This window comes from Streptomyces sp. NPDC051561, assembly GCF_044454195.1.
Taxonomy (GTDB): domain Bacteria; phylum Actinomycetota; class Actinomycetes; order Streptomycetales; family Streptomycetaceae; genus Streptomyces.
Genome location: NZ_JBITDM010000018.1, coordinates 93,433 through 109,794, shown reverse-complemented (window position 1 = coordinate 109,794; position 16,362 = coordinate 93,433). Strand labels below are relative to the sequence as shown.

Below are 16,362 nucleotides of genomic sequence, written 5' to 3'. Positions count from 1 at the left end.
GTACGCAAGGCGCGTGCGGTGCCGTACGCATGGTGTGTGCGGCGAGCGGCGGAGGCAGGAACGATACTCCCGCTGTAGAGAAGCGACAGGCTCCCCACCGGGGATTTTGGCGGGTTCCACCGATGCGGGGAAGCGTGAGAACAGGCACACTCCCCTCCTCACTCCCCCGAGGATTAACCGGAGTTGAGGGCGGGCAAACTGGGTCCGCACCCGCTGGGGCAGGATGGCCCCGTGCCGAACTCTCTCCCCACGCCCGATCCGTCCGTGACGCCCGACCCCGCGGTCATGCGCGAGCAGTACCGCACGGAGCCCTTCACCGAGGACTCCCTCGCGGCGACGCCCATGGACCAGTTCGCCCGCTGGTTTGGGCAGGCCGTCGACGGCGGACTGCACGAGCCGAACGCGATGGTCGTCTCCACCGCCACCCCCGAGGGCCGCCCCAGCTCCCGGACCGTCCTGCTCAAGGCGTACGACGCCGAGGGCTTCGTCTTCTTCACCAACTACCGCTCGCGCAAGGGTGAGGAGCTGGCGGCCAACCCGTACCTCTCGCTGCTCTTCCCCTGGCACCAGATCGCCCGCCAGGTGGCCGTCACCGGCACCGCCGAGCGGATCTCGCGCGCGGAGACCGCCGCGTACTTCCGCACCCGCCCGCACGGCTCGCAGCTCGGGGCATGGGCGAGCGAGCAGTCGCAGGTGATCGGATCACGGGGCGAACTGACCTCTGCCTACGGCAAGTTGGAGGAGCGCTACCCGGAGGGGGAGAAGGTGCCGGTGCCGCCGCACTGGGGCGGCTTCCGGGTCAGGCCCGAGACGGTGGAGTTCTGGCAGGGGCACGAGAACAGGCTGCACGACCGGCTGCGGTACGTCGCAGGAGGCGACGGGAGCGGCGGGGCCTGGGCGGTGGAGCGGCTCAATCCCTGAGAGCCCGTGTCTGAACCCCGGTCGGAGAGAGCCTGTGTCTCTCCGGGAAACGCAGAACCCCGCGGGCTCTGGTCCCCTCCGAGGAGGAGGCCGGCCGGACTTACCGGCGAGCCCGCGGGGCGGTGACTGCTTGGGATTGGACCGGCTGCGCCGGTACCGCACTGAGTGCGACGTACGGGCAACTAGCCCGCAGCCACCTCACGAGTCCGGAAAGAAATCATTTTTCCGAATCACCTCCTTTCAGCGTGGACCACACACTAGGAGCGTTGCCGGAGCGCTTCAACCGAATTAACGGGACGAGTTCGGGACGGGTTCCGAGCGGGCTCCGGGGTGACTTCCCGACCCGCGTTTTCGCGAACCGGGTGTGCGCTGCGTCACGTTCGAGTTGAATGATCGGACGTGCGGCAAAGGTGAACAGCCGCGCGGACGAACACCTGCGGGGGTGCCGGTGAGTACTTCTCGGAGCAGCGTGGCGGGAGCGGAACTGCTCGCCGCCCTCCTCGACGGGATGGACGCGGCCCTCTGCGCGCTGGACGCGGACGGCACCGTCACCCACTGGAACCGCGAGGCCGAGCGGATCCTGGGCTGGAGTGCCGGGGACGCGGTCGGGCGGCGCGGGTTCGCGGGCTGGGCGGTGCGCAGCGCGGACGCCGACGAGGTGCAGGGGCGGCTGATGGCCGCGATGCACGGGGGCGGGCGGCAGGTCCACGAGTTCGCGCTGCTGCGCAAGGACGGCAGCCGGGTCCTGGTGCGGATGCAGTCGGCGGCGGTGACGGGCGCGGACGGCACACCGGCCGGGGTCTACAGCGCCTTCGGCGAGGTCCACGCGCAGATCGACCTGGAGCGGGCCATCGCGCTCAGCGAGGTCCTCTTCGAGGACGCGTCGTGGGGCGTGGTGCTGCTGGACGTGGACCTGCGGCCGACGGTGGTCAACGTGCACGCGGCGCGGGCGCTGGGGGGCGGGCGTACGGCGCTGCTCGGGCGGCCGCTCGGTGAGACGGTCGTCCAGGGCGTGGACGAACTGGAGGGTGCCCTTCAGCACGTACTCGCCGAGGGCTCCCCGCCCGCCCCCGTCGACCTGTGGGTGACCCTGCGGACGCCCGAGGGGGAGCGGCGGCGGTGCTGGCGCAGCGGCTTCCTGAAACTGGCGTCCCCGCTCGCGGAGGAACCCGTTCCGCTGGGCGTCGGCTGGATCTTCCAGGACATCACCGAGGCGAAGACCGCCGAGCAGGACGCGGCCCGGCTGCGCTTCCGCAGCAACCAGCTGCACCGGGCGGCCCGTGCGGCGGCCGAGTGCGAGGACCCGATGGAGGCGGCGACCGCCCACCTCGACTTCGGCCTCGCCGGGTTCGCGGACCACGCGCTGATCGACGTGCTGGTGGGGGAGCGGCTGGTACGGGTGGCCGCGACGCCCGCCGGGGAGCCGGGGCCCTGCACCTCGGACAATGCGGCGGCGGGCATTCCGGTCTGTTACGGGGACGGGCACCCGGTACTCCAGTCCCTCGAACGCACCGGGGCGGTCCGGGCCAGTGCGGGTGCCCGCGCCGACGCCAAGTCCTGGGCGGCGGAACGGCACTGGCCGCCGGGGGCCGTGCACGCCCTCTGCGTGGTGATGCGCAGCCGGGGGCGGAGCCTGGGCGCGGTCACCTTTCTCCGTGGCGCGAGCCGGCCCGCCTTCGAGCGCCCGGACGCGGTCTACGCGGAGAGCATCGCGGTGCGGGTGGCGGGGGCGGTGGATCTGGGCCAGGTGCTCGGGAGGGAGGGCTGAGGGCACCGGCCCTGCCCCCGGAGGCACCCCACCCCCTCAGTGCCGGTAGAAGATCCTGTCCCCGTACTCCACCATCAGCCGCCCGTTCCACTCGTGCCCGCCGTCCACGTTCCCCGACCGCAGCATCGGCGGCTCGATCCCCCGGGCCGCCAGCTCCCCGACCGCCGCGGCGACGACCGCCTGCATCAGCGCGGAGGTGACCACCGTGGACGCCGGTGCGAACGGCGCGCCCACTCCCTCCGCCCCCAGCTCCGCATCCCCGACCGCGATCTTGCTGTCCAGCACGATGTCGCAGTGGTCCTTCAGGAAGCTCCCGGACTTGTGCCGCGACCGGGTGCCCTCGGCGTACGCCACCGACGTCACACCAATCACCTTCAGCCCCAGCGCCCGCGCGTTCATCGCCATCTCCACCGGCAGTGCGTTGCGCCCGGACAGCGAGATCACCACCAGCACGTCACCGGGCTTGGCGGGGCTGCTGTCCAGCACCGCGCCCGCCAGCCCGTCCACCCGCTCCAGCGCCGACCCCAGCGTGGCCGGCATGACGTCGACGCCGACGACCCCGGGCACGGCGAGCAGGTTCATCAGGGCCAGACCACCGGCCCGGTACACCACGTCCTGTGCGGCCAGCGAGGAGTGCCCCGCGCCGAACGCGAAGAGCCGCCCGCCCGCCTCCACGGTGTCCGCCATCGCCGTGCCCGCTGCCGCGATGTTCTCCGCCTCCTCGTCCCGCACCCGGTGCAACAGACCGATAGCGGCGTCGAAGAACTGACCGGCCAGCTTGTTCTCGCTCATCGCAGAAAGGGCCTTTCCCGGGGTACGGAAGGGGTTGTGGAACGGTGGTGGCGTCCGTGCCGCGGATCACGTTGCGGTCTGGACCAGTGGCCTGTCAATACGGTGTAGCCCCGGCGCGGCACGGTTGTCAGTGCGATGCGTCAGAATTGAGTCCGGGCCGGGGTGCCGGGCGGACGACCGCCGGGTGCCCACGCATGACGAGCCGGCGCGCACGACGATTTTCTGTCACAGCATCGAGGGGCACACATGTCCGGACTGATCGACACCACGGAGATGTATCTCCGCACCATCCTCGAACTCGAAGAGGAGGGCGTCGTCCCCATGCGCGCCCGCATCGCCGAGCGCCTGGACCAGAGCGGCCCGACGGTCAGCCAGACGGTGGCGCGCATGGAGCGCGACGGTCTGGTGACGGTGGCGGGCGACCGCCACCTGGAGTTCACCGAGGAGGGCCGCAAGCTGGCCACCCGGGTGATGCGCAAGCACCGCCTCGCCGAGTGCCTGCTCGTCGACGTGATCGGCCTGGAGTGGGAGCAGGTGCACGCGGAGGCGTGCCGCTGGGAGCACGTGATGAGCGAGGCCGTCGAACGCCGCGTCCTCGAACTCCTCCGCCACCCCACCGAGTCCCCCTACGGCAACCCCATCCCCGGTCTCGAAGAGCTGGGCGAGAAGTCCGAGGCGGAGTCCTTCCTCGACGACAGCATGGTCAGCCTCAGCGACCTCTCCCCGGGCGCGGAGGGCAAGACGGTCGTCGTCCGCCGCATCGGCGAGCCCATCCAGACCGACGCGCAGCTGATGTACACCCTGCGCCGCGCGGGCGTACAGCCCGGTTCCGTGGTCAGCGTCACCGAATCCCCCGGCGGCGTCCTCGTCGGCAGCAGCGGCGAAGCCGCCGAACTGGACCAGGAAACCGCCTCCCACGTCTTCGTCGCCAAGCGCTGACCCCCGGCCCCGCCCTCACCCCGTAGCCCCCTTGGGCGGCGGGGCCGCCCCCCGGGGGCGGAACGGGCGGGCAGGGGGCGGCCCCCCGCCCCCCAAGGTCAACAGCCCCAAAAATCAACGGAGTTGCCCCCCTTTCCCCCCAGAACGCCAGCGCCCAACCAGATCGCATGCCACGCTGTGTCTGCACCACATGAACCGGGGCACACGACGTGAGAGTGAGGGCCACCGGCCGGGCCCACGCACGGCCGGGGAGGAGGCGGGGATGCACAACCCGTCGTACGCACCGCAGGCACCGCACCGGGCGCGACTCCAGGTCCCGCACCGAGCACCGCGCTACCGAGCACCGCGCCGCCGAGCGCCGGGCCACCGGGCACCGCACAAGGAGGGCCCCGGCGCCCTGAGGCGCCGGGGCCTGTCCTCCCCTGCGTCGACCTGGAGCCCCGAGCTCCCGAGGTCGACCCCCGCGGACCGTCTTCCCCGAGCGGCCCGCCTCCCGCAGAAGATCTCCCCTCGGCAGCGCGAGCCAATCCTTGAGCTCTGTCACTCGAAAGAGGGGTCTTGCGCGCCGACCACGTCATTTCGAATACGAGTTCGATAACTTGGTGTGGCAAGCCACCGGCATGACGGGCAGCGACAGCCACCCGGAACCGCCCGGATCGGGACAGAACCGGAAGAAGACCGGAAGCAGAAGGGGGCCAGGCCCTATGGTGCGGCGCATCGACGTGACCGGAGCCGACGGCGTACGCCTTGCCGCCTGGGAGTTCGCCGACCCGCCCAAGGAGGCCGGCGCCGAGCCGGAGCGGCGCCCCGGAGTCTTACTGCTGCACGGCCTGATGGGCCGCTCCTCGCACTGGGCGGCCACCGCCCGCTGGCTCTCCGAACGACACCGCGCCGTCGCCCTCGACCAACGCGGCCACGGCCGCAGCGAGAAGCCCTCGGACGGCCCCTTCACCCGTGACGCGTACGTCGCCGACGCGGAGGCGGCCGTGGAGCAGCTCGGCCTCGGCCCGGTCACCCTGATCGGCCACTCCATGGGCGCCCTCACGGCCTGGCAGCTCGCCGCCAAGCGCCCCGACCTGGTCCGCTCCCTGGTCGTCTGCGACATGCGGGCCTCCGCCCTGGGCGGCGCCTCGCAGCGCGAGTGGGACGACTGGTTCCGGGCCTGGCCGGTCCCCTTCGCCACCCTCGCGGACGTACGCAAGTGGTTCGGCGAGGACGACCCCTGGGTGGAGCGCCCCAGCCCCGCCCGCGGCGAGTTCTTCGCCGAGGTCATGGCCGAACGCGCCGACGGCTGGCGCCCCGTCTTCTCCCGCCGCCAGATGCTTCTCTCCCGCGCGACCTGGGTCTACGACGCCCACTGGGACGAGCTCTCCCAGGTCCAGTGCCCCACCCTCGTGGTCCGCGGCCTCGACGGCGAACTCGGCCGCGCCGAAGCCCAGGAAATGGTCCGCGTCCTTCCCCGGGGCCGCTACGCGGAGGTCCAGGACGCCGGCCACCTCGTCCACTACGACCAGCCCGAGGGCTGGCGCGGGGCCATCGAACCCTTCCTGGAGGAAACCGCCGACTTCAGCCCGTCGGAGGCATAGGACGCGGAGGCCTGGGCCGCGGAGGCATGGGCCGCGGGGGGTACGGGGTACGTCCTCGCCCCGTACCCCCCCCTCGCCCCGTACCCCCCCGCCCCGGATCCCCGCCCGCCGTCACCCCTTGCTGACCGCCTCCAGGATCTCCGGCAGCCTCCGGGCCACCCGGGGCGCCGCGACCTTCAGCCCGGCCCAGCCCGCCAGCGCCCCGTAGGCGACACCGACCGGCAGCAGGATCCACAGCGGACCGTCGGACACGTGCAGCCACACCGTCAGGACGACCAGTGGCGCGCAGCTCACCACCGAGACCGCCAGGCCCGCGAGGAGGGACATCCAGGCGAGCGAGCCCTGGCCGGGGGCCACGTTCTTGTGGGCGCTGTCCTGCGGGACGGAGTACGGGAACTTCGCCGAGGCGACCATGCCCGCGCCCAGCAGGGCCCCCAGCAGGGCCATCGCTATGCCCAGCACCTCGGGCAGCGAGGTCCAGTCGCCAACGACGGCGGCCGTCACCACGGTCACCAGGAGGGTGTACGGAATGGTGAGGGCGAGCAGCGCGAGCATCCTGGCCCGCAGTTCCTCGAAGGCGTCCCGGGGCGTCGAGATCGTCGTGGCGACCATCCAGAAGGCGGAGGTGTCCGAGCCGAACTGGTTGAAGGTCAGCATGCCGAGCATCCCGGTCGCCATGCACGCGAGGTAGACCGACCCGGTCCCCTGGAGCGCGTTGAAGACCGGCACGATCAGACCGATGGCGAGGGAGGTGACCCAGGCGCCCTTGGTCTTCGGGTCGCGCCAGATGTAGCGCAGCACCCGCTGCGCGGTGGCCGCCGTCCGGCCGTCCGGCAGGAGGCGCGACAGCAGCCCCGTCCTGGACTCCTTGCGGGTGGGGCCCGACGCCGCCTGGATCGTCGAGCCGTCGGGTGCGGTCATCAGCTTGACCAGGCCGCGTTCCCACGACCACAGCAGGGCCGCGAGGAGGACGACCGTGAGCAGCAGTTGGAGGGCTCCGCGCCCGTACGCCCCCTCGCTCACCGCATGCACGGCGCCGATCGCCGAGGCCGGCGGCACCCACTGCACCACGTTCGCCACCGGGTCCAGCACTTCCAGCCCGCCGCCGGACTGCGCCAGCCGCTGCCAGCCGAAGTTCACGACCTGGATACCGACGGCGATGATCAGGCCACTGAGGACCGCCAGGTCACGGCCGCGCCGGCTGGTCAGCAGCCGTACGTTGGCCGTCGCGACGGTACGGGCCAGCGCCACGCACGTCAGCACGGTCAGCGGTGCCGCCAGCACCGCCAGCGCGGCCCCGGCAGCCCCGTACGCCACGACGATCACGCAGCCGACCACCAGGCACACCGTGAACAGCGGCCCTATGCCCACCAGGGACGCCGCCAGCAGCGCCCACACCAGTGGCCTCGGCCGCAACGGCAGCATCACCAGCCGCGAGGCATCCAGGGTCTCGTCGCCGCTCGGGAAGAACAACGGCATGAAGGTCCAGCCGAACGCGAGGATCAGCGTCAGCAGCAGCGCCACCGTAGGCGCCGCCGTCACCCCGCGCAGCATGATCAGCCCGAACAGCAGGAGCGCGGAGAAGAACACCACCAGTACCGCGGTGGTGATGAAGGCGGCCTTGCGCCCGGACGACTGCCGCAGCCCGTTCTTCAGCAGGGCGAGCTTGAGGCGTACGAAAAGAGGCATCAGCCCCGTCGAGACGGCGTCCGGGGGAGCGGTGCTCCCACGGGACCCGGTCACCACCGCACTCATCGCGGGACCCCGGACTCGCTCCCGGCACCGGTGCCGTGCGCGGCCCCGCCGCCCAGCCAGTCCAGGCTCTCCCCGGCGTTGCGCCCGTTCGCCCCGACCAGCTCCAGGAACGCGCTCTGCAGGCTCGGCGCGTCGCCCCGCACCTCGGCGAGCGTCCCCTGGGCGCGGATCCGGCCGGCGGCCATCACGGCCACCCAGTCGCACAGCGACTCGACCAGCTCCATCACATGGCTGGAGAAGATCACCGTCGCACCGGAGGCGGTGTACCGCTCCAGGACACCCCGGATGGTCTGGGCGGACACCGGGTCCACGCCCTCGAACGGTTCGTCGAGGAACAGCACCTGAGGGTTGTGGAGAAGGGCTGCCGCGAGCCCGATCTTCTTGCGCATACCGGTCGAGTAGTCGACCACCAGCTTGTGCTGCGATCCGGCCAGATCCAGGACGTCGAGAAGCTGCGTCGCCCTCTTGTCGACCTCGTCGCCGGGCAGACCGCGCAACCGTCCGCTGTAGGCGAGGAGTTCACGCCCGGACAGTCGCTCGAACAGTCGAAGTCCCTCCGGCAGTACGCCAATACGTGACTTGACCTGCACCGGGTCGCGCCAAACGTCGTGGCCGCCGATCTCCACCGTGCCGTGGTCCGGGCGCAGCAGCCCGGTCACCATCGACAGGGTGGTGGTCTTTCCCGCGCCGTTCGGCCCGACCAGGCCGATGAACTTCCCGGCGGGCAGTTCCAGATCAATTCCGGCCACGGCCACCTGCTCGCCGAACCGCTTCCACAAGCCCTGTACACGTACCGCGGCGGGCGGCGCCGTACGCGCTCCGCCCGCCTCGTCGAATGCCTGGTCAGGCATGGCGCACTGCCTTTCGTGGTCCCCGTGAATACGGGCACCACACTAGGCGCGCGTACGCCCCCGCGCAGCAGCTGCTTCACGGCCGCAGGCGTAGGCCAGGGGATTGATCAGTTCTTCCGCGTCCGGGAGCCAGCGGTTGGCGGGGGTGGGGCGGCGGGCCCACTGGACGGCGCCCATGCCGCCCATGCGGGTCGGCGGGGCCGCGACGTAGTCGCCCTCGCCGCGCGAGACGAGGTCCAGGGTGCTGGGGGCCCAGCCCAACTTCCTTACCAGGTCGGGAATCTTGGCGCCCGCACCGGGGAGGACGAAGAAGAGCAGCCGGCGGTCGGGGGTGCTGGTGACGGGGCCGAGGGTCAGCTCCATGCGCTCCATCCGGGCCAGCGCCAGGAATCCGGCCGTCTCGGGGACGTCGATGGCGTCGAAGGTGCGTCCGGTGGGCAGCAGGATCGACGCCCGCGGGTTCTTCTGCCAGAGCCTGCGCGCTGCCACCGCACTGCCCGTCGCCTGCGTCGCCCAGTCGTCCTTCGCCGGGTGAGCACCGGGAGCCGCGCACGTCACGTCGCCGCACGAGCAGCGCTCGATCCCTTCCTCCGCCTCCAGCCAGGTCCCGGGGACCACGTCCCAGTGCCGTTCTTCCGCGTACCTCACGGCGCTGTCGAGCAGTTGATCGCCGCGCTGCTTGGGGATCTGGGCTGCGTCCGTAACGTCCGTGACTGCGATGGTCTCTTCCACGAACAACACAACTGCGCCCACCAACTCCGGTTACGGGCGCGGCAGGCCGGGAGCTGGCGCATCGATCCTGCATACGGGGCGCATGGGTGCACGGGCGGGGGCGCGCAGGTGCCCCGGGTGCGGACAGCGGGAAGCCACAAAAGTGGAAGCGCGGAAGTAACGGCGAATATCTCCGACTTGCATGACGTACCGCCACTACTTCAGGCATGTACCAGCATCTCTGCGTATGACCCGCATTCTTTGCATATCCGCAGGGCAGTGATCTCCGCACGAGTCCGCTGGGATTCCGGTGGAGTTCATCAGCGCCCGCACCAGGGGGTACACATGGCAGCCCGGCCGCTCATCGCCCGACAGCCGAACGAACGTCTCCAGGCGCTCATCCAGGAAGCCGGCTGTTCCAACGCCGGGCTGGCCCGCAGGGTCAATATGTGCGGCGCCGAGCACGGACTCGATCTCCGTTACGACAAGACCTCGGTCGCCCGGTGGCTGCGCGGCCAGCAGCCCAGGGGCCGCGCACCGGGGATCATCGCCGAGGCCCTGGGCCGCAAGCTGGGCCGTACCGTCACCATCGACGAGATCGGGATGGCCAACGGCAAGAACCTGGCCTCCGGAATCGGGCTGCAGTTCTCGCCCACCGTGCTGGGGGCCATCGAGCAGGTCTGCGAGCTGTGGCGCAGCGACGTGGGCCGGCGGGACTTCCTGTCCGGTTCGTCGGTGGCGTCGTCCGCGCTCGTCGAGCCGAGCAGGGACTGGCTGATCACCGGCGCCGACCACCAGGTGGCGCGGACGGCCGGGTCGAGGGTCGGGATGAGTGACGTGGCCGCGGTACGGGCGACCACGGAAGCTCTGACGACGCTGGACCACACCTTTGGCAGCGGGCATGTGCGGCCGATCGTCGTGCACTACTTGAACAGTGTGGTGTCCGGGCTGCTGTCCGGCTCGTACCGGGAGTCCGTCGGGCGTGAACTCTTCGCGGCGGTGGCCAGGTTGACGGAGCTGGCCGGATACATGGCGGTGGACACGGGCCAACCAGGGCTCGCCCAGCGCTATTACATCCAGGCGCTGCGGCTCGCCCAGGCCGCGGGCGACCGGGGGTACGGCGGATATGTGCTGGCCGCGTCGATGAGTCATCTGGCGGCGCAGCTCGGGAATCCGCGGGAGATCGCGCAGTTGGCGCGCGCGGCGCAGGAAGGGGCGCGGGGGCGGGTGACACCGCGTACGGAAGCGATGTTCTACGCGGCGGAGGCGCGCGGGCACGCGCTGATGGGTGACGAGCGGACCTGCGGGGTGGTGGCGGCCAGGGCGCAGTCGGCGATGGAGCGGGCGTACGAGGCGGGTGACTCGGGGGACGACCCGGCGTGGATCGCACACTTCGACCAGGCGTATCTGGCCGATGAGTTGGCGCACTGCCACCGGGACCTGGGGCAGGCGGACGCGGCGGCGCGACGGGCCGGGGAGAGTGTCGACGGCCACCCCGAGAGCAAGGTGCGGCGGCGCGCCATCGGCCTCGTGCTGCTGGCTTCGGCGCAGGTGCAGCAGCGGGAGGTGGAGCAGGCGTGCCACACCGGGGCGCGTGCGGTCGAGCTGCTGGGGACGCTGCGGTCGCACCGGGGCGCGGAGTACCTGGAGGACTTCCAGCAGCGCCTGGAGCCGTACCGGGACGAGCCGTCGGTAAGGGAGTTCGGGGCGCGGATGGAGGTGCGGGCGGCGTAGTGGGAGGGCCGTGCAGTCGCCGTTCCGTCAACCACGGCCCCTCTACAGCGTCAACGTACTGCTATGTGTTACAGCGTCCGAGGTCGGACGGGGTGTCGCTGACCAGCGATCATGGGCACGTGGCAAAGGGGCGGACTCACCCGGTAGCGTGAACCGGTGATTCCGTCCCTCGCTGTTGTGGCGAGGACCCCCTAGGTCCGATGGCAGGAGCCCCCCGTTGACGCAGAGCGAACAGGGTGATGAGCCGCAGCATCCCGCTGTGCGCCCCGCACACGAGGGCGCGGGACTGCCCCCGGCGCAGCCGCACCACTCCCAGGAACTCCCTGCGCAGCAGCCCCCGTGGCCGGCCGCCCCGGGCCAGGCCACCGGCCAGGTGACCCCACCGCAGGGCCAGAGCTGGGACACCCCGTGGGGCCCACAGGCCCAACAGCCGCCCGCACAGGCTGATCTGACGAGCCGGCAGGGCTCGCCGCGGGAGGGGCTGGGGGAGCAGGGCTACGGGTCGCAGCAGGGGTACAGGACTCCGCAGGGATACGGGGCTCAGCAGGGGTACGGAACTCAGCAGCAGTACGGAACTCAGCAGCAGTACGGGACACAGCAGCAGTACGGAACTCCGCAGGCGATGCAGTCGCCGCAGACGGGCGGCCGAGGCGTCGCGGGCCACTCGCAGGCCGGTCAGCATCAGGCGGACCAGTACCAGCCGGGCCGTTCGCAGGCGGGCTACCAGCAGGCGCCGCAGCCCGAGCAGTCGATACCGCAGCCGATACCTCAGCCGCAGGCGCTCCAGTCGCCCCCGATGCCGTCCGCGCCCAGTGGCCAGTTCGGTCCTCCGCAGCCGCAGGGCGGGCAGCCCTCGTGGGACCTGCCCGCCGCCCCCGGCGGTGACGCGGAGGCCACCCAGTTCATGGCGCCGGTGGTGCAGGGGCCGGGGGCGCTGCCGCCGGAGAACCCGGTCGCCCCCGCTCCCGTACTCCCGGTCGACGGGACCCAGTTCCTCGGCGGGCAGGCGCTTCAGCCGCCCGCGGGGTCGGACGCGGACGCCACCCAGTACCTGCCGCCGGTGCCCGTGGACGCGGCGTACGCGCCGCGGGCGGAGACTCCGTCGCGGCCGGGGGAGCCCGGTGAGCGGCAGCCGCCCGCCGAGTTCGACAGTCTCTTCCGGACGAGCACCCCGCCGCAGAGCGAGCCGGCGTCCTCCACGCAGCAGATGCCGCGTTTCCTGCCGCCCCGCCAGCAGGAGGCGGAGCAGGAGGAGGCCCGCTACCACCAGCAGTCCGGTTACGGCCAGGGCGGCGGCCCCGAACCGGGCCGCCGCAAGATCGGCACGGTGCCGATGATCGCCGCCGTGGTGATCGGCTGCTCGGTGATCGGCCTCGGTATCGGCGCGCTGATGAACTCCAGCGACGACGACCCCAAGAAGGACGACGCCAAGACCGTCGCCTCGGGCAGCTCCCTGCCCTCGGAGCCGCCCGCCGACAAGGCCGCCGACCCGGCGAAGGCGCAGGCCACGGCGCTCGACAAGCTCCTCGCGGACAGCAACAACAGCCGATCCGCGGTGATCAGCTCGGTGGCCGCCATCGGCAAGTGCGAGGACCTGTCCAAGGCCGCCACCGACCTGCGCGGCGCCGCGGGCCAGCGCCGCGACCTGGTCAGCCGCCTCCAGGGCCTCAAGGTGGACAAGCTCAAGGACAACGAGTCGCTCACCGCCTCCCTGAACAAGGCGTGGCAGGCGTCCGCCGCCGCCGACGACCACTACGCGTCCTGGGCCGACAAGGTGGCCGGCGACAAGAAGCGCTTCTGCCCCAAGGGCAAGGCCAAGGCCACCAACGAGCGCCGCATGGGCGACCGCGAGAGCGGCAACGCGTCCCAGGCCAAGAAGGCGGCCGTCGGTCCCTGGAACGCGATCGCCGAGGAGTACAGCCTCACCAAGCACCAGCCGACGGATCTGTAGCACGGGGCGGGGGGGCGAGTCCGTGGCACGGGGCGGGGGCGAGTCCGTGGCGCGGGGCGGGGGCGAGCAGGGGGCCCGCCCGCCTCCGATTCGTATGCCTGTACGGTCGGAAACCGTGCAAGCTTCCCCGAACCCTTCCCGTCGCGCCCGTCGCTCCCCCACCATGGGCGGCATGCCGCTGAATGACATGCCGTGGTGGCGCTGGCGCACTCAGGTGCGTTCCGCGCTGCACATGCTCTCCGATCCCGCCTTCCAGCAGGAGTGCTGGGTGCCCGGACTCGACGGGTACGGGGACATCACCGATGCCGTGTACCGCCTGGTCGAGGACACCTGGCTCGACAACTGGTCCGCCGAGAAGTACGTCGGCTCGATATTCCGGGACTCGGGCGAGGCGGCCCTCGTGGACGTCGCCGTGCTCCGGGTCCTGCGGATCATGCACCAGGTCGGGGCCGACGCCCCCGTCTCCGCGTACCTGGCTCATCACGCCTGGCCGGAGGCGGTGCGGGCGGCCCGTGAGGCCCATCTGCGGATGGCCGTGAGCGACGGGGACGACCCGGACACCCGGCCGCGCTCCCTGGAAGACATCCGCATTCTGACCAGTCCCTCCTGAACTGGGCCGATGTGCGATCCTCTGGGGTCATGACGAACGACGACCCCACGCCCGCACCCGCCGCTGCTCCCGCCCCCGACCACTACGTCCTGACGCTGTCCTGCCCGGACAAGCAGGGCATCGTGCACGCGGTGTCCAGCTTCCTCTTCATGACCGGCTGCAACATCGAGGACAGCAGGCAGTTCGGGGACCACGACACGGGTCTGTTCTTCATGCGGGTCGCGTTCTCGGCCGAGGCCCCGGCGTCGGTGGAGGGCCCCGCCTCGCTGGAAAGGCTGCGGGCCAGCTTCGCCGCGATCGGTGACTCGTTCCGGATGGACTGGCAGATCCACCGGGCCGAGGAGCGGATGCGGATCGTACTGATGGTCAGCAAGTTCGGGCACTGCCTGAACGACCTGCTGTTCCGCTCGCGGATCGGCGCGCTGCCGGTGGAGATCGCTGCCGTGGTCTCCAACCACACCGACTTCCGCGAGCTGGTCGGGACGTACGACATTCCCTTCCACCACATCCCCGTGACGAAGGACACCAAGGCCGCCGCCGAGCAGCAGGTGCTCGATCTGGTGGCGGCGGAAAATGTGGAACTGGTGGTGCTTGCCCGCTATATGCAGGTGCTGTCCGACAACCTCTGCAAGCAGCTCAGCGGGCGCATCATCAACATCCACCACTCCTTCCTCCCGAGCTTCAAGGGCGCCAAGCCGTACCACCAGGCGCACGCCCGAGGGGTGAAGCTGATCGGCGCGACCGCGCACTACGTGACGGCCGACCTCGACGAGGGGCCGATCATCGAGCAGGAGGTCGAGCGGGTCGGCCACGAGGTCACCCCCGAGCAGCTGGTGGCGGTCGGCCGCGACGTGGAGTGCCAGGCCCTCGCCCGCGCGGTGAAGTGGCACAGCGAGCACCGGGTGCTGTTGAACGGGCACCGCACGGTGGTGTTCGCGTAGCTCCGCGTACGCGCGGCTACAGCCGCGACAGGGAAGCCGCCGCGAACAGCACGTCCCGTACCGCCCCCTTGTCGCCCAGCTGGCCCGCCGCCGCCTCCTGCGGCGAGACGTGCCCGGCCGCGAGCTGGCAGAACTCGACGCCGTCCATCGCGATGTGCGCCACCTTGTGGTCGGGGGAGCCCACGGCGGCGGGGGAGTCCAGGGCGATCCACCAGTTGCCTCCACCCGGGCCCTCCACCTCCAGGTGCAGGGTCCGGCCGGGGGAGCCCGCGGTGACCAGGCCCTGGGCGGGCGGGGCGAGCCCGGCCCGGCGGCGGGCGGCGAGCGTGCCGGGCAGCAACCGGGCGGCCAGGTCGATGAGTTGGTGCAGATGGGCGCCGGTCGGAGGCTCGTACGGGTAGTCGACGGCCTGCGCGATGTCGTCCGCGTGCACCCAGCACTCGAAGGCCCGCTCCAGCAGGGCGTCCTTGAGCGGGAGCGCGAACGCCCCGTAGGACACCTCCAGCTCCGCCGCGCCGCCGCCCGCGAAGGACGCGGTCCGCAGCAGGGTGTGGGTCTGCTCGCGCCACGGGGCGCGGACCGCGCGGGTGGGCGGCTGGTGGGAGCCCTGCCAGTACGCCTCGGTGCGGCCGGTGGGGCCGGCCGCTTCGGCGGACACGGCCACCGGGTCGTCGAGCCCGAGCGCGGTGGCCACCAGAGCGTCGACGGTCAGCAGATGGCCGATGACGGCGGCGACGGTCGCCTTGCGGCGTACCGGATGCTCGCCCTCGAACCAGCGCAGCTGCACCGGCGCGTGCCACTCACCGGGGTCGATGTCGGAGAGCAGGGCGTCGAGCCTGGCGGTCTCCGTGTCGTACGGCTGGGCCCAGGCCGGCATCGGGATGCGGGCGGGGCGGCGGCCCAGGCAGGTGTCCAGGACCCGGGTGCGCAGCTGCGGGTCGAGGTCCAGGCCGTGCTCGGTCTGGAGCAGGCCGACGGCGTCGCGCAGCCGGACCGCCTCGTCCGCGCAGGGGGCGCAGTCGGTGAGGTGGTCCTCGACGGCCTGGGTCTCCTCGGCGGAGCAGGCGAAGAGGGCCCAGGCGCCGAGCAGGGACTTCAGGACGCGGTGGCGCTCGGGGTCGATGCCGTGCGGGTGGGGGGTGCCGTTCGGCTCGTCGGCGGTGTTCACCGCGCGCCTCCGTACTGGCCGTTCGGCCCCGGGACGCTGCTCGCCGGGTAGGAGGGGTTGGCGGCGTTGGCCGTGGAGAGGAGTTGCAGACCGAGGCGGAGGCGGCGGCGGGCCTCGTCCTCGGTGACGCCCAGCTGGCGGGCGGTCTGGCGGTAGTCGCGGCGCTGGAAGTACGCCAGTTCCAGGGCTTCGCGCAGTGGGGTGGGCATCGAGGTGACGATGTAGTCGGCGCGCGCGACGGCTGCCGCCCGGTGCACCTTCTGCTCCAACTCCTCGGCGGTGCCCTCGCCCTCGGCGAGCGCCGCCGCCTCCGACTGACGCAGCCGGTGCACGGCACGGCGGTTGGTGAGCTTGGCGATCCAGGCCCGCATGGAGCCTTCCTTCGGGTCGTACGTGTGCGGGTTCTCCCAGACGTGCCCGAAGACGTCACGGGTGATCTGGTCCGCCGCGTCCTGGTCGTCCAGGACCCGGTGGGCGAGGCTGTGCACCAGCGAGGCGAACCTGTCGTACAGCTCGCCGAGCGCAGCCGCTTCCCCCCGCGCCAGCCGCTGTTGCATCCTGCGGTCCCAGCGAGGTGGTGCGTCCTTCGGCATACGGCTTCCAACCCCCCAGCACGACAACCCCGCCACTGCTCC

At 71.7% G+C, this 16,362-nt stretch carries 14 protein-coding genes; 8 read left to right on the top strand and 6 right to left on the bottom strand.

Going from position 1 to position 16,362, the window contains the following annotated elements:
• Positions 1-285 precede the first annotated feature (285 nt).
• Together pdxH and ACIA73_RS30940 are read left to right on the top strand one after the other, a co-directional pair.
• Positions 286-921: a pyridoxamine 5'-phosphate oxidase gene (gene pdxH, locus ACIA73_RS30945; RefSeq protein ID WP_399442215.1), complete on the top strand. Its 636-nt coding sequence runs from the start codon at positions 286-288 to the stop codon at positions 919-921.
• A gap of 442 nt (positions 922-1,363) precedes the next feature.
• The gene (locus ACIA73_RS30940) at positions 1,364-2,689 is read left to right on the top strand and encodes a PAS domain-containing protein (protein WP_399442152.1); all 1,326 of its coding nucleotides are present in this window, start codon (positions 1,364-1,366) and stop codon (positions 2,687-2,689) included.
• A gap of 36 nt (positions 2,690-2,725) precedes the next feature.
• Here the strand turns inward: ACIA73_RS30940 and ACIA73_RS30935 are convergent, their stop codons facing one another.
• Positions 2,726-3,481 (bottom strand): SIS domain-containing protein, encoded by a 756-nt coding sequence (locus ACIA73_RS30935; RefSeq protein WP_399442151.1) that lies wholly within the window; start codon positions 3,479-3,481, stop codon positions 2,726-2,728.
• 246 nt (positions 3,482-3,727) lie between these two features.
• Between ACIA73_RS30935 and ACIA73_RS30930 the strand changes: the two genes are divergently transcribed.
• Positions 3,728-4,420 (top strand): metal-dependent transcriptional regulator, encoded by a 693-nt coding sequence (locus tag ACIA73_RS30930; RefSeq protein ID WP_399442150.1) that lies wholly within the window; start codon positions 3,728-3,730, stop codon positions 4,418-4,420.
• A gap of 704 nt (positions 4,421-5,124) precedes the next feature.
• Positions 5,125-6,006, top strand: coding sequence for an alpha/beta fold hydrolase (locus ACIA73_RS30925; RefSeq protein WP_399442149.1), 882 nt, complete (start codon positions 5,125-5,127; stop codon positions 6,004-6,006).
• 111 nt (positions 6,007-6,117) lie between these two features.
• Here the strand turns inward: ACIA73_RS30925 and ACIA73_RS30920 are convergent, their stop codons facing one another.
• From ACIA73_RS30920 to ACIA73_RS30910, 3 genes are all read right to left on the bottom strand, one after another.
• The gene (locus tag ACIA73_RS30920) at positions 6,118-7,695 is read right to left on the bottom strand and encodes a transporter (RefSeq protein WP_399442214.1); all 1,578 of its coding nucleotides are present in this window, start codon (positions 7,693-7,695) and stop codon (positions 6,118-6,120) included.
• A gap of 62 nt (positions 7,696-7,757) precedes the next feature.
• Positions 7,758-8,612: an ABC transporter ATP-binding protein gene (locus ACIA73_RS30915; RefSeq protein ID WP_399442147.1), complete on the bottom strand. Its 855-nt coding sequence runs from the start codon at positions 8,610-8,612 to the stop codon at positions 7,758-7,760.
• Positions 8,613-8,654: 42 nt separating this feature from the next.
• Entirely contained in the window at positions 8,655-9,353 is a 699-nt protein-coding gene (locus tag ACIA73_RS30910; protein ID WP_399442213.1) for a bifunctional DNA primase/polymerase, read from the bottom strand.
• 315 nt (positions 9,354-9,668) lie between these two features.
• Between ACIA73_RS30910 and ACIA73_RS30905 the strand changes: the two genes are divergently transcribed.
• From ACIA73_RS30905 to purU, 4 genes are all read left to right on the top strand, one after another.
• Complete coding sequence (locus ACIA73_RS30905; RefSeq protein WP_399442146.1) at positions 9,669-11,057, top strand: transcriptional regulator; 1,389 nt, start codon at positions 9,669-9,671, stop codon at positions 11,055-11,057.
• A 259-nt stretch (positions 11,058-11,316) separates the two neighbouring features.
• Positions 11,317-13,008, top strand: a complete 1,692-nt coding sequence (locus ACIA73_RS30900) for a hypothetical protein (protein ID WP_399442145.1) — start codon at positions 11,317-11,319, stop codon at positions 13,006-13,008.
• Positions 13,009-13,171: 163 nt separating this feature from the next.
• Positions 13,172-13,618 carry a hypothetical protein gene (locus ACIA73_RS30895; protein ID WP_399442212.1) on the top strand — a complete coding sequence of 149 codons (447 nt, stop codon included), beginning with the start codon at positions 13,172-13,174 and terminating at the stop codon, positions 13,616-13,618.
• Between the two features lie 29 nt (positions 13,619-13,647).
• Complete coding sequence (purU, locus tag ACIA73_RS30890; RefSeq protein WP_399442144.1) at positions 13,648-14,559, top strand: formyltetrahydrofolate deformylase; 912 nt, start codon at positions 13,648-13,650, stop codon at positions 14,557-14,559.
• A gap of 16 nt (positions 14,560-14,575) precedes the next feature.
• Here the strand turns inward: purU and ACIA73_RS30885 are convergent, their stop codons facing one another.
• Entirely contained in the window at positions 14,576-15,727 is a 1,152-nt protein-coding gene (locus ACIA73_RS30885; RefSeq protein ID WP_399442143.1) for a maleylpyruvate isomerase N-terminal domain-containing protein, read from the bottom strand.
• Entirely contained in the window at positions 15,724-16,320 is a 597-nt protein-coding gene (locus ACIA73_RS30880; RefSeq protein WP_399442142.1) for a sigma-70 family RNA polymerase sigma factor, read from the bottom strand. The genes ACIA73_RS30885 and ACIA73_RS30880 overlap by 4 nt, the downstream gene beginning before the upstream one ends.
• Between the last annotated feature and the right edge of the window lie 42 nt (positions 16,321-16,362).